At 70.5% G+C, this 13,614-nt stretch carries 11 protein-coding genes and 1 riboswitch; of the genes, 7 read left to right on the top strand and 4 right to left on the bottom strand.

The annotated features are described in order from the left end of the window. Positions 1–6 precede the first annotated feature (6 nt). The 4 genes from ACWDAK_RS25090 to gcvT form a co-directional block, all read right to left on the bottom strand. On the bottom strand, positions 7–1,374 hold the full coding sequence (locus ACWDAK_RS25090) for an L-serine ammonia-lyase (RefSeq protein ID WP_344640118.1): 1,368 nt from the start codon (positions 1,372–1,374) through the stop codon (positions 7–9). Between the two features lie 163 nt (positions 1,375–1,537). Next, the gene (gene glyA / locus ACWDAK_RS25085; protein WP_344640119.1) at positions 1,538–2,806 is read right to left on the bottom strand and encodes a serine hydroxymethyltransferase; all 1,269 of its coding nucleotides are present in this window, start codon (positions 2,804–2,806) and stop codon (positions 1,538–1,540) included. Positions 2,807–2,900: 94 nt separating this feature from the next. Beyond that, on the bottom strand, positions 2,901–3,278 hold the full coding sequence (gene gcvH / locus ACWDAK_RS25080; RefSeq protein WP_344640120.1) for a glycine cleavage system protein GcvH: 378 nt from the start codon (positions 3,276–3,278) through the stop codon (positions 2,901–2,903). Between the two features lie 98 nt (positions 3,279–3,376). After that, positions 3,377–4,495, bottom strand: coding sequence for a glycine cleavage system aminomethyltransferase GcvT (gene gcvT / locus ACWDAK_RS25075; protein ID WP_344640121.1), 1,119 nt, complete (start codon positions 4,493–4,495; stop codon positions 3,377–3,379). 168 nt (positions 4,496–4,663) lie between these two features. Continuing rightward, positions 4,664–4,768: riboswitch (glycine riboswitch) on the bottom strand. 215 nt (positions 4,769–4,983) lie between these two features. Here gcvT and ACWDAK_RS25070 point away from each other — a divergent pair. From ACWDAK_RS25070 to ACWDAK_RS25040, 7 genes are all read left to right on the top strand, one after another. After that, positions 4,984–5,772, top strand: a complete 789-nt coding sequence (locus ACWDAK_RS25070) for an enhanced serine sensitivity protein SseB C-terminal domain-containing protein (RefSeq protein WP_344640122.1) — start codon at positions 4,984–4,986, stop codon at positions 5,770–5,772. 248 nt (positions 5,773–6,020) lie between these two features. Further along, positions 6,021–6,812 (top strand): enhanced serine sensitivity protein SseB C-terminal domain-containing protein, encoded by a 792-nt coding sequence (locus ACWDAK_RS25065; protein ID WP_427394923.1) that lies wholly within the window; start codon positions 6,021–6,023, stop codon positions 6,810–6,812. Between the two features lie 627 nt (positions 6,813–7,439). Next, complete coding sequence (locus ACWDAK_RS25060; RefSeq protein ID WP_344640124.1) at positions 7,440–8,426, top strand: ABC transporter permease; 987 nt, start codon at positions 7,440–7,442, stop codon at positions 8,424–8,426. Between the two features lie 122 nt (positions 8,427–8,548). Beyond that, the gene (locus ACWDAK_RS25055) at positions 8,549–10,315 is read left to right on the top strand and encodes an ABC transporter substrate-binding protein (protein WP_344640125.1); all 1,767 of its coding nucleotides are present in this window, start codon (positions 8,549–8,551) and stop codon (positions 10,313–10,315) included. 119 nt (positions 10,316–10,434) lie between these two features. Next, positions 10,435–11,433, top strand: a complete 999-nt coding sequence (locus ACWDAK_RS25050) for an ABC transporter permease (protein WP_344640126.1) — start codon at positions 10,435–10,437, stop codon at positions 11,431–11,433. After that, entirely contained in the window at positions 11,430–12,515 is a 1,086-nt protein-coding gene (locus ACWDAK_RS25045) for an ABC transporter ATP-binding protein (RefSeq protein ID WP_344640127.1), read from the top strand. Before ACWDAK_RS25050 ends, ACWDAK_RS25045 begins: the two co-directional genes overlap by 4 nt. Positions 12,516–12,544: 29 nt before the next feature. Next, complete coding sequence (locus tag ACWDAK_RS25040) at positions 12,545–13,579, top strand: ABC transporter ATP-binding protein (RefSeq protein WP_427394922.1); 1,035 nt, start codon at positions 12,545–12,547, stop codon at positions 13,577–13,579. Positions 13,580–13,614: the final 35 nt, after the last annotated feature.

Here is a 13,614-nt window from a genome sequence, read left to right as displayed (position 1 = left end):
GGGGCGTCAGCACTCGATGACGTTGACCGCGAGGCCGCCGCGCGAGGTCTCCTTGTACTTGATCTTCATGTCGGCGCCGGTCTCCTTCATGGTCTTGATCGCCTTGTCGAGGGAGACGTGGTGGCGGCCGTCGCCGCGCAGGGCCATCCGGGCGGCGGTGACGGCCTTGACCGAGGCCATGCCGTTGCGCTCGATGCAGGGGATCTGGACCAGGCCGCCGACCGGGTCGCAGGTGAGGCCCAGGTTGTGCTCGATGCCGATCTCGGCGGCGTTCTCGACCTGCTCGGGGGTGCCGCCGAGGACCTCGGCCAGGCCGCCGGCCGCCATCGAGCAGGCGGAGCCGACCTCGCCCTGGCAGCCGACCTCGGCGCCGGAGATGGAGGCGTTCTCCTTGAAGAGCATGCCGATCGCGCCGGCCGCCAGCAGGAAGCGGACGATGCCCTCGTCGTCGGCGCCCGGGATGAAGTTCAGGTAGTAGTGCAGGACGGCCGGGATGATGCCCGCCGCGCCGTTGGTGGGGGCGGTGACCACCCGCTGGCCGGAGGCGTTCTCCTCGTTGACGGCCATCGCGTAGAGGGTGACCCACTCCATCGCGTTCGCCGGGCCGATGCCCTCGGCACGCAGCGCCCGCGCCCCGGCGGCGGCGCGCCGGCGGACCTTGAGCCCGCCCGGCAGGATGCCCTCGCGGGCCATGCCGGCCGCGACGCATTCCTTCATCACGGCCCAGATCTCCAGCAGCCCGGCCCGGATCTCGGCCTCGCTGCGCCAGGCCTTCTCGTTCTCCAGCATCAGACCGGAGATGGACAGGCCGGTCTCCCGGGTGAGGCGCAGCAGCTCCTCACCGGTGCGGAAGGGGTAGCGCAGCGCGGTGTCGTCCGGCTTGACCCGGTCAGCGCCGATCGCGTCCTCGTCCACCACGAAGCCGCCGCCGACCGAGTAGTAGGTCTTCTCCAGCACCGGGACGCCGTCGGCGTCGTACGCTGCCAGGGTCATGCCGTTGGCGTGGTAGGGCAGGGACCGGCGGCGGTGCAGGATCAGCTGGGTGCCGGGGTCGAAGGGGATCTCGTGGTCGCCCAGCAGGAGCAGGCGCTTCTCGGCGTTTATCCGCTCCACGTCCAGGTCGGCCTTGTCGACGTCGACGGTGCGGGGGGAGTTGCCCTCCAGGCCGAGCAGCACGGCCTTGGGGGTGCCGTGGCCGTGGCCGGTGGCACCGAGCGAGCCGAACAGCTCGGCGCGGACGGAGGCCGTCTGGGCCAGCAGTCCCTCCGACTTCAGGCGGCGTGCGAACATCCGGGCCGCCCGCATCGGGCCGACCGTGTGCGAGCTGGACGGGCCGATGCCGATGGAGAAGAGGTCGAAGACGCTGATGGCCACGGTGGACGTCCTTGTCTGGGTCTCGTGGAAGGACTTGCTAGCGGTACATGGGTCGGGGCACCGCGCTCACTGTCCAGTGTGCGCGGTGCCCCGGAGTTCCAGGTGACGGCGGCGGAGTGAGGCCGGTCACCCAGGGCGGGACGCCGGTGGCTCCCGGGGAGGCCTACAGCTCCGGGTAGAGCGGGTACTTCGCGGCCAGCGCGGTGACGCGGGCCCGGAGCGCGGCGGCCTTCTCCTCGTCGAAGGAGGGCAGCAGCGTCTCGGCGATGACGTCGGCGACCTCGCGGAAGTCCTCGGCCTGGAAGCCGCGGGTGGCCAGGGCCGGGGTGCCGATGCGCAGGCCGGAGGTGACCATCGGCGGGCGCGGGTCGTTCGGGACGGCGTTGCGGTTGACGGTGATGCCGACCTCGTGCAGCCGGTCCTCGGCGTCCTGGCCGTTCAGCTCGCTGTTGCGCAGGTCGACCAGGACCAGGTGGACGTCGGTGCCGCCGGAGAGGACGGAGACGCCGGCGGCGGCGGTGTCGTCCTGGAGCAGGCGCTCCGCCAGGATCTTGGCCCCCTCCAGGGTGCGGCGCTGGCGGTCCTTGAACTCCTCCGAGGCGGCGACCTTGAAGGCCACGGCCTTGGCGGCGATCACGTGCTCCAGCGGGCCGCCCTGCTGGCCGGGGAAGACCGCGGAGTTGATCTTCTTGGCGAACTCGGCCTTGGAGAGGATCACACCGCCGCGGGGGCCGCCCAGGGTCTTGTGGGTGGTGGTGGTGACCACGTCCGCGTACGGGACCGGGGACGGGTGCAGACCGGCGGCGACCAGGCCGGCGAAGTGCGCCATGTCGACCATCAGCAGCGCGCCGACCTCGTCCGCGATGCGGCGGAACTCGGCGAAGTCCAGCTGGCGCGGGTAGGCGGACCAGCCGGCGATGATCAGCTTCGGCTGGTGCTCCTTGGCCAGGCGCTCGACCTCGGCCATGTCGACCAGGCCGGTCTTCTCGTCCACGTGGTACGCGGCCACGTTGTAGAGCTTGCCGGAGAAGTTGATCTTCATGCCGTGGGTCAGGTGGCCGCCGTGGGCCAGGCTCAGGCCCAGGATGGTGTCACCCGGCTGGATCAGCGCGAACATCGCGGCGGCGTTGGCCTGCGCGCCCGAGTGCGGCTGGACGTTGGCGTGCTCGGCGCCGAACAGCTCCTTGATCCGGTCGATGGCGATCTGCTCGACCACGTCGACGTGCTCGCAGCCGCCGTAGTAGCGCTTGCCGGGGTAGCCCTCGGCGTACTTGTTGGTCAGCACCGAGCCCTGGGCCTCCATGACCGCCACGGGGGCGAAGTTCTCGGAGGCGATCATTTCGAGGGTGGTCTGCTGACGGTGCAGCTCGGCGTCGACCGCCGCGGCGATCTCGGGGTCGAGCGCGTGCAGGGACTGGTTCAGAACCGTCATGGAGATGGGTCTTCCTGTGGGGCGGGGCAGGGGACCTGAGGAGGCGTGGGGCGGCCGCCGCGCTGCGGCCGCCGCCCCCGAGGGGCCGGAAGGGTCAGGCGCCGATGAAGGCGTCGTACCCGGCGGCGTCGAGCAGCTCGTCGGTCGCGGTGACGCGGACCTTGTACAGCCAGCCGCCGGTGAAGGGCTCGCCGTTGACCAGGGCCGGGTCGTCGATGACGGCCTGGTTGATCTCCACGACCTCACCGGTGGCCGGCGAGAACAGGTCGCTGACCGACTTGGTGGATTCGAGCTCGCCACAGGACTCACCCGCGGTGACGGTGTCACCGACGTTCGGGAGCTGGACGTACACGATGTCACCGAGCGCGGTGGCCGCGTGCTCGGTGATGCCGACGGTCGACACGCCGTCCTCGTCGGCGGCGGTCAGCCACTCGTGCTCCTTGCTGTACTGCAGGTGCGTGGGGTTGCTCATGGCGTCATTCTCCAGGATCGCAAGAGGGTAGGGCGAAGCCGTCCGCTGAGCGGACCGGACAGGCGGGGGTTATGAGACGGCCGGGGCGGGCCGTGGGCTCAGCGGGCGCGCTTGTAGAAGGGCAGCGCGACGACCTCGACCGGCTCGTGCTTGCCGCGGACGTCCACCGCAACTGCCGTACCGGGCGCGGCGTGTGCGACGTCCACGTACGCGATGGCGATCGGCTTGCCCAGGGTGGGGGAGGGGGCGCCGGAGGTGATCCGCCCGATCACGGTGCCCTCGGCGTCGACCACCGAGTACTCGGCGCGCGGCACCCGCTTGCCCTCGGAGACCAGGCCGACCAGCTTGCGCGGCGCCTTGGACTCGGCCTCGGCGGCGGCCTGCTCCAGCGCCTTGCGGCCGACGAACTCGCCGCCGCCCGTGGTCTTGTCGAAGCGGACCACCCGGCCGAGCCCGGCGTCGAAGGGGGTCAGCTCGGTGGAGAGCTCGTGCCCGTACAGCGGCATGCCCGCCTCCAGGCGCAGGGTGTCCCGGCAGGACAGGCCGCACGGGACCAGGCCCTTGTCGGCACCGGCCGCGCTCAGCGCGTTCCACAGGTGCTCGGCGTCGCCGGGGGCGCAGAAGACCTCGAAGCCGTCCTCGCCGGTGTAACCGGTACGGGCCAGCCAGACCTGACGGTCGGCCACCGTGGCGGGCAGCAGCGCGTAGTACTTCAGACCCGGCAGGTCGGCGTCGGTGAGCGAGGCCAGGATGGCGTTCGCCTCCGGGCCCTGGACGGCGAGCAGCGCGTAGGCGTCCCGGTCGTCCCGGACCGCGGCGTCGAAGCCGGCCGCGCGCTCGGTGAGCGCGTCCAGCACCACCTGGGCGTTGGAGGCGTTGGCGACCACCATGTACTCGTCCTCCGCGGTGCGGTAGACGATCAGGTCGTCGAGGATGCCGCCGTCCTCGCGGCAGATCATGGTGTAGCGGGCGCGCAGCACGCCGAGCGCCGAGATGAAGCCGACCAGTGCGTGGTCGAGCAGCTCGCCGGCCTGCGGGCCGGAGACGGTGATCTCGCCCATGTGCGACAGGTCGAACAGGCCGGCCTTGGTGCGGACCGCGATGTGCTCCTCGCGCTCGCTGCCGTAGCGCAGCGGCATGTCCCAGCCGGCGAAGTCGGTCATGGTCGCACCGAGGGAGCGGTGCAGGGCGTCGAGCGCGGTGTGACGGAGGGACACGGCGGAACTCCTTGGCTGGGGCACTCAGGGGTTGACCTGCGTACGGGCACACGGGGGTGGAGTCTCCCCGTCTGTCGTCACAACCTGAGAGCTTCACCGCTAACCAAGGATGGCGGCTTGCACCGTGGGTGGGCGCACGGCGCGGCCGTGTCCACTTTCCAGATCTGCCTCGCCCGTGCGGTAGGGGTGCCTGAGAGATTCCGGGGAGGACTTGCTCCTTCGGCGCCGGCCCGTGCCCGTGCAGGGCACTCCGGACTCTCCCGCGCGGGTTCGAACGGCCAGTATGAAATTGGGCGCTGCGTATGAGCGCGCTCATCATGGCATGCCGGGTGGGCCGAGGGGGAGAGGGGTCGGACATCTCCTCCCCAGGTGGGGCGGGTTCACCCTTGCGGTACGGGGGCGCATCGGGGACGGACCGCCTCCCGCTACCCTTCTGGCAGCGGTGGAGACCGGGGCAGCACCCGGTCAGGTTGGAGGGGCAGGAGCCGATGAGCTACCCGGCTGGCGAGACGCAGGCATGGGCTGAGCCCGGTACGGCCCCGACGGGCGGCGGCTGGCCCGCCAACGAGCTGGAGCAGGTGCTCACCGCCGCGCTCGGCGAGCCCGGCGCGACCGCCAGGGTGGTCGAGGTGCTGGCCCGCAGCCAGGTGTGGATCCCGCTGCCGGCCGGTGCCGACCCGCAGGGCGCCTCGCTGGACCTGCCGACCATCGAGCTGGCCGGCGCGCCGTACGTCCCGGTCTTCTCCTCGCAGGAGGTGTTCCTGCAGCACGCCCCCGGGATGCCGTTCGCTGTCGCCCCGGTCTGGGAGTTCGCCCGCGGGCTGCCGCTGGGGGTCGGGATCGCGGTCAACCCTCAGGCCCCGGTGGGCATCCCGATCCCGCCCGAGGGGGTCGGCGAGCTGCGGCGCGGCCCGCAGGGTGACCGCTGGCAGGGGCAGCCGGACGGCGCCAAGGTGGCGCTGCGCGAACCCGAGCCGCACGAGGAGCCGTACGCCTTCCTGGCCGCCGCCGCCGCCGAACTCGCCACTCTGCCCGGGGTGCTGACGGCCCGTCGGGCCTGCGCCTCGGTGGAGGGGGACGCCCCGGCGCTGTTCGTCGGGGTGCAGTTCGACCCCGACCTGCTGACCGATCCGGCACAGGCCAACGAGGCGCTCGGCCGTGCGCTGGGAACCGCCCCGCTGCCGTACGGCGTCCACCTGGTGCTGCTCGACCTGGTCGCCGACCCGGTGGTGGAGTGGCTGCTCACCCGGGTGCAGCCGTTCTACGTCCGGGGCTGAGCTGGTGAGTAAGGGGCGGTGGTGTCAAGTCCGTCGGCGCCGCCCCATAGGCTGCTGCCCGGCAGCGGCGTACGGTCGGGTGAGCGGCCCGCTGTCCGAGTAGCGGCAGCGCGTGCCGACGGACGAGTACGGAGAGGGCCCGACGTGAGCGAGCAGGGCATCGGGGCACCCCGGACCAGGGGGCGGTGGACGCGTACGTCCGCCATGCCCGGAGCGCTCGCCCGGGGCACCCGGCCGGAGGCGGGGGCATGAACGGCACAGTGGCAGGCGGCGCACCGGGCTGGGGCCAGCCCCCGGCCGCACGTCCGGCGGCCGATCCGGCTGCCATCGAGCGTGCCCTGCGCGACGTCGCACCGGAGCGCTGGGAGGCGTACGAGAACCTGCTGCGCGCCCTGGCCGAGGGTCAGGTGTGGATGCTGCTGTGGCACGGCACGCCGGGCAGCCCCGACGCCCAGTACGGGAACATGGACATCGGCGGGCACGGCTACGCACCCGCCGTCACCTCGCCCGAGCAGTTGACCGCGAGCGGCTGGGCCCGCGGCCATGAGGTGATCTCCGGGCTGGAGGTCGCGAACGCGCTCTACCGGACCCGCTGGGGCCTGTGGCTCAATCCCCATGTGCCGGGCGGCGGCATCGGCGTCCCGTGGGCCGACCTGCGCCGGATCGCGGCCGGGCTGGACCGGCTGCCCGCGGGGCCGCTCCAGCTGGGCGAACCCCAGGTGCAGGCACCCCAGTTCTACGCGGTGCTGGAGCAGCAGGCCGCCGAGGTGCGCCCGCTGCGCTCGCTGCGCCGGGCCTGGGTGCAGCCGGCCCTCGGCGAACCGTACCTGGCGATCGGGCTGGACCTGTACGACACCTCGCCGCCCGCCGTCGAGGCCGCCCGGGCCCTGGTGCAGCGGGCGGCCGCCCATGCGCCAGAGGGGCTAGCGGTCTCCACCGTGCTGATGGCCGACGACTACGACCCGGTCGCGATGTGGCTGCGCGCCTGCGCCCGCCCGTTCTTCGACCGCGACGCCTGGCAGGGCCACCCGACCCGCTGACCGGGGAGACCCCCCGGAGGGAGGGCGACCGCGTGACCGGCCGCCCGCCGAGCCGCAATCCCGCCCGGGCGGCCCTGTGGGCGCCGGGTGGCCGCAGGGCTCGGACGGCATGTCAGTTCGCATGCGTGTGGCATCTTACCGGCACTGCGCCAGGTGGCTGAAGGGCCTCATGCGGCCGGATTCACCGTGCATGCCCGCAGATCACAGCTTTGCATCCTTCGGCTGCCAGGGCTGGCGCAAGGTTGTCCGAATGACGGAGAGTCTGCGCAAGCAATGACGGCGCCCGCCCCACAAGGGCGACATCGCGCCGACTGCCTGACCCCGCGCGCTGTGCACGCTGCGCGGCAGCACTTCGGCATGTCCTGCTCCGAATGCAACTCCCGCACCACTTGGCACTGTTCGCACTTCCACCGCGCGCCCGACGTCCGGCGCGATGTCAAGTGCACCCGTGAACAATCACTTCTTCACTGCCGCACCCGGGCACCACCGCACCGACGCACCCGCACCACACCGCAAATGTCGCGACAACCGGACCGTCCTCGGCCCGGGCCCTGACCGGGTCCGGTCACTCCGGGTACGGCCAGGACCGTGGGCCGGCCACCGTCGGCGAGGGGAACGAACTGACACATGACCACACCCACCGAGACCACCGGGTCCGCCCCTGAAGCCGGACCCGCCGAGGCCCCGTCGAAGCAGATCGAGGGCCGCTCACCGGGCCGGATCGCCTGGAGCCGGTTGAAACGCGACAAGATAGCCATGGCCGGCGGCATAGTGGTGATCCTGCTGATCCTGGCGGCGATCCTCGCGCCGGTACTGACCTCGCTGTTCGGCCATCCGGCGGACCAGCCGCATCCGGACCAGATCAACGCGGACACCGGCCTTCCCAAGCACCCCTTCGGCGGGATCAGCGGCGACTTTCTGCTGGGCGTCGACCCGGTCTTCGGCCGTGACGTCTTCAGCCGCATCGTTCACGGCGCCCAGATCTCGCTCACCGTGGCCTTCCTCTCCGCCGGCGTCTCGGTGGTGATCGGTGTACTGATGGGCGTCGCCGCCGGCTACTTCGGCGGCTGGGTGGACGCGGCGATCAGCCGGGTGATGGACGTCCTGCTGGCCTTCCCCCAACTGCTCTTCAGCATCGCGCTGGTGTCCGTGATGCCCGACAGACTGCTCGGGCTGAGCGGAACCGGCGTCCGAATGGCGATTCTGGTCCTGGTGATCGGCTTCTTCGGCTGGCCCTACATCGGACGCATCGTCCGCGGTCAGGCGCTGTCGATGCGCGAACGCGAATTCGTGGACGCGGCTCGCAGCCTCGGCGCCGGCAGCGGTCACATCCTGCTGCGCGAGCTGCTCCCGAACCTGGTGGCGCCGGTCCTGGTCTATGCGACCCTGATCATCCCCACCAACATCCTGAGCGAAGCGGCACTCAGCTTCCTCGGCGCCGGCGTCAAGCCGCCGACGCCCTCCTGGGGACAGATGCTCTCCGACGCCACCAAGATCTACCAGGTCGATCCCACCTACATGGTGATCCCGGGCCTCGCGATCTTCATCACCGTGCTCGCCTTCAACCTCTTCGGTGACGGGCTGCGCGACGCGCTCGACCCCAAGGGCAACTGAGCCCGCTGCACCACCCCAACTCCCAAGGCCGGCCGGCCGTTTCCGGCCACTGCCCGACTCGGGTGCCCCACAGCCCTCGGCGGACCGCTCAGGCCCGCGCATCTTCAGGAGGATCCGTACTCATGAAGCGAAACCGGACGCTCGCCGCCGCCGCCCTGGTGGCCACGCTGGCCCTCACCACCTCAGCCTGCGGCGGCTCGAAGGGCGGTGGTACCTCCGGTGCCTCCGGCACCTCCGGCGCCGGCTTCAACGCCGCCGTGGACAAGGTGGTCAACCCCTCTGACAAGAAGGGCGGCACCCTCAACCTCTGGACCAGCACCGACGCCGACTCCTGGGATCCGGGCCGCGCCTACTACGCCTCGGTCTGGAACATGGAGCGCTTCTACACCCGGACCCTGCTGTCCTTCGACGCCAAGCCGGGCAAGGACGGCCTGAAGCTGGTGCCGGACCTGGCCAGCGCGCAGCCCGAGATCTCCAGCGACGGCAAGACCTACACCTTCAAGATGAAGAGCGGCCTGAAGTTCGAGGACGGCTCCCCGATCACCTCGAAGGACATCAAGTACGGCATCGAGCGGCCGTTCGCCGCCGACGTGGTCGCCGGCGGCCCGACATACCTGATCAACGACCTGGACCAGGGCCAGAACTACAAGGGTCCCTACACCGACTCCGACCCCAACAAGCTGGGTCTGAAGTCGGTCGAGACCCCGGACGACACCACCATCGTCTTCCACCTGGCCAAGCCGGACTCTTCGTTCCCGTACCTGCTCGCGATGGGCCCCGCCGCGCCCGTGCCGCAGAAGCTGGACACCGGTGCCAAGTACGGTGACCACCCGGTCTCCTCGGGCCCGTACAAGTTCAAGTCGATCGAGCCCGGCAAGGGCATCGAGCTGGTCCGCAACGAGAACTGGGACCCGGCCAGCGACCCGTACCGCAAGGCGCTGCCGGACGTGGTCAAGCTGACCGTCACCACCAACTCGGACGACATGGACGCCCGGCTGCTCAACGGCACCGCGGACATCGACTACTCCCAGACCGGTCTCTCCCAGGCCGCCCAGGCCAAGGTCCTCGCGGACCCGAGTCTGAAGGCCAACACGGACGACCCGTTCACCGGCTTCATCCGCTTCATCTCGATCATCCCGAAGGTCGCGCCGTTCGACAACATCCACTGCCGCAAGGCCGTGATGTACGCCGCCGACACCACCGCGCTGCAGACCGCCCGCGGTGGTTCCTACGCCGGTGCGATCTCCGGGAACATGCTGCCGCCCAACATCGCCGGCTACGACAACTACGACCCGTACGGCCTGACCCAGGGCAAGCCGCAGCTCGACAAGGCCAAGGAGGAGCTGAAGGCCTGCGGCAAGCCGGACGGCTTCACCACCACCATCGCGGTCCGTGGCAACAAGGACAAGGAGGTCAACACCGCCGTCGCCCTGCAGACCGCGCTGAAGGCCATCAACGTCACGGTCAACGTGGACCAGTACGACGGCAAGCTGTACCAGTCCGTGATCGGCGCGCCCGACGTGGTCCACCAGAAGGGCTACGGCCTGATCGTGATGGGCTGGGGTGCCGACTTCCCGAACGGCGCCGGCTTCCTGCAGCCGCAGGCCGACGGCCGGTTCATCACCAAGACGGGCAACGCCAACTACCCCGAGACCGACGACCCGCAGATCAACGCCTGGTTCGACCAGGCGGCGGCCGAGCAGGACCCGGCCAAGGCCGCGGAGATCTACAAGCAGATCAACCACAAGATCACGGACAACGCGACCTGGCTGCCGATCGTGGACGACAAGGCGCTGAACTACCGCAACCCGCGCCTGACCAACGTCTACTTCAACGACGCCCTGCAGGAAGTGGACTTCCAGGCCCTCGGCGTCTCCGACGGCAAGTGATCCGCACCGCCCGCGTCCCTAGTTCGCTCCGCTAGTCCGAAGGGCAGGTGAAGGCTCCGTCCGGGCCGGCCGGCACCCCTACCGGGGTCCGTCGGCCGGTCCCGGCGGCGCCGACCGCAGTGCTCGTGTATTTCATCCGACGGCTGGTCAACGTCGTCGTCATGCTGCTGGTGGTCTCTGCGGTCACCTTCGGCATCTTCTTCATGGTGCCCAAGCTCACCGGCAGTGACCCCGCGCTGCTGTACGTCGGCAAGATCGCCGACAAGGCCGCGGTCGAAGGCATCCGCCACAAGATGGGCCTCGACAAGTCGATCCCGGAGCAGTACTTCCTGTTCCTGAAGGGCCTGTTCGTCGGCCGCGACTACAGCACCGGTGTCGACGTCACCCACTGCGCCGCTCCGTGCTTCGGGTACTCCTTCAAGACCGAGCAGGCGGTCTGGCCGCTGCTGCTCGACCGACTGGGCGTCACCGCCTCGCTCGCGGCCGGTGCCTCCGTCATCTGGCTGGTCTTCGGCACCGCCACGGGTGTGGTCTCCGCCCTGCGCCGCCGCACCATGCTGGACCGCATCACCATGACCACCGCGCTCGCCGGCGTCTCGCTGCCGATCTACTTCACCGGCATGCTGGCCAGTGCGATCTTCGTGTACCAGCTCGGCTGGTTCCCGCACGACTACGTCAACCTCGGCGACGACCCGGTCGCCTGGTTCCAGAACCTGGTCCTGCCCTGGATCACCCTCGCCTTCCTGTACGCGGCGACCTACGCCCGGCTCACCCGGGCCACCCTCCTCGAGGTGCTCGGCGAGGACTACATCCGTACCGCCAGGGCCAAGGGCCTGAACGAGCGGACGGTGATCGGCAAGCACGCCCTGCGCTCCACCCTCACCCCGATCCTCACCATCTTCGGCATGGACCTCGGCGCCCTGATCGGCGGCGCGGTGCTCACCGAGTCCACCTTCAACTTCCGTGGTCTGGGCTACGAGGCGGTCGCGGCGATCAGCGCCAGCGACCTGCCGGTGATCATGGGTGTGACGCTCTTCGCCGGCTTCTTCATCATCCTGGCCAACCTGCTGGTTGACGTCCTGTACGCCGTTGTCGATCCCCGGGTGAGGCTGGCATGAGCAAGACCGAGAAGACCCCCGCGCCCGCCCCGGAGCAGACCGTGGGGGAGCGGCCCTTCCTCTCCGTGCGCGACCTGCGGGTGCACTTCCCCACCGACGACGGCCTGGTCAAGTCCGTCGACGGTCTGAACTTCGACCTGGAGAAGGGCAGGACGCTCGGCATCGTCGGCGAGTCCGGCTCCGGGAAGTCCGTCACCTCGCTCTCGATCATGGGCCTGCACCGCACCGGCACCAAGCGTGGCGCCCCCCGGATCAGCGGCGAGGTCTGGCTGGACGGCGAGGAGTTGGTCGGCGCCGCCCCCGACCGGGTCCGGCAGCTGCGCGGCCAGAAGATGGCCATGGTCTTCCAGGACCCGCTGACCGCGATGCACCCGTACTACACGGTCGGCGCCCAGATCATCGAGGGCTACCGGGCGCACCACCCCGGTGTCGGCAAGAAGGACGCCCGCAAGCGGGCCGTCGAGATGCTGGACCGGGTGGGAATCCCCCAGCCGGACAAGCGGGTCGACGCCTATCCGCACGAGTTCTCCGGCGGTATGCGCCAGCGCGCGATGATCGCCATGGCGCTGGTCAACGACCCCTCGCTGCTGATCGCCGACGAGCCGACCACTGCCCTGGACGTCACCGTGCAGGCACAGATCCTGGACCTGATCCGGGACCTGCAGCAGGAGTTCGGCTCCGCCGTCATCATCATCACCCACGACCTCGGCGTGGTCGCGGAGCTGGCCGACGACATCCTGGTGATGTACGGCGGCAAGTCGGTCGAGCGGGGTCCGGCCGCCACCGTCTTCGAGTCGCCCGAACACCCCTACACCTGGGGCCTGCTGGGTTCGATGCCCCGGCTCGACCGTGAACTGCAGGACCGGCTGGTCCCGGTCAAGGGCACTCCACCCAGCCTGATCAACGTGCCGTCCGGCTGCGCCTTCCACCCGCGCTGCCCGTACGCGGAACTGACCGGCGGCAGGTCGAGGAGCGAACTTCCGCCGCTGGCCGAGGCCGCGCCCGGGCACCTCGCCGCCTGCCACCTGCCCGCCGAAGAACGGCACCGGATCTTCGCCGAAGAGATCGCGCCCCGGCTGTGAGTCGGCACCACCCCTCAGGAGAAGCACCCATGACGGACAGTCAGAGCGCGACTGCCACCGCGCCCGCGCCGGCCTCCGATCGCGAGCCGCTGCTCAAGGTGGCGGGCCTGACCAAGCACTTCCCGATCACCAAGGGCCTGCTGCGGCGCCAGGGCGGCGCGGTGCGGGCCGTGGACGGGATCGACTTCACCGTGAACGCCGGGGAGACCCTCGGCGTGGTCGGCGAGTCCGGCTGCGGCAAGTCCACCATGGGCCGACTGGTCACCCGCCTCGCCGAACCGACCGGCGGGACCATCGAGTTCGAGGGCACGGACATCACCCACCTCGGGGTGAGCGCGATGCGTCCGCTGCGCCGCGACATCCAGATGATCTTCCAGGACCCGTACTCCTCGCTGAACCCCCGGCACACCGTCGGCACCATCGTCGGCGCGCCGTTCCGGCTCCAGAAGGTGGAGACCGAGCACGGGGTGAAGCGGGCCGTACAGGACCTGCTGGAACTCTGCGGCCTCAGCCCCGAGCACTACAACCGCTACCCGCACGAGTTCTCCGGCGGCCAGCGCCAGCGCATCGGCATCGCCCGGGCGCTCGCCCTCAGGCCCAAGATGATCGTCGCGGACGAGCCGGTCTCCGCCCTGGACGTCTCCATCCAGGCCCAGGTGGTCAACCTGCTGGACGACCTCCAGCGGGAGCTCGGCCTGACCTACCTGATCATCGCCCACGACCTCTCGGTGGTCCGGCACGTCTCGGACCGGGTCGCGGTGATGTACCTGGGCAAGATCGTCGAGATCGCCGACCGGGACTCGCTGTACCGGGCGCCGATGCACCCGTACACCAACGCCCTGATGTCCGCCGTCCCGGTGCCCGATCCGCGCCGCAAGGAGCGCCGCGAGCGCATCCTGCTCACCGGCGACGTCCCCTCGCCGATCAACCCGCCCAGCGGCTGCCGCTTCCGCACCCGCTGCTGGAAGGCCCAGGACGTCTGCGCGAGCCAGGAACCACAGCTGGTGGCGGCGAAGACCGGGCACCAGGTGGCCTGCCACTTCCCGGAGAACCCGCCCGAGTAAGGGGCCGGGGGGTGCCGGTCGGGTGCCGCCCAGGG

The organism is Kitasatospora sp. NPDC001175, from assembly GCF_053598215.1.
This window is presented reverse-complemented; position numbering and strand designations above follow the sequence as displayed.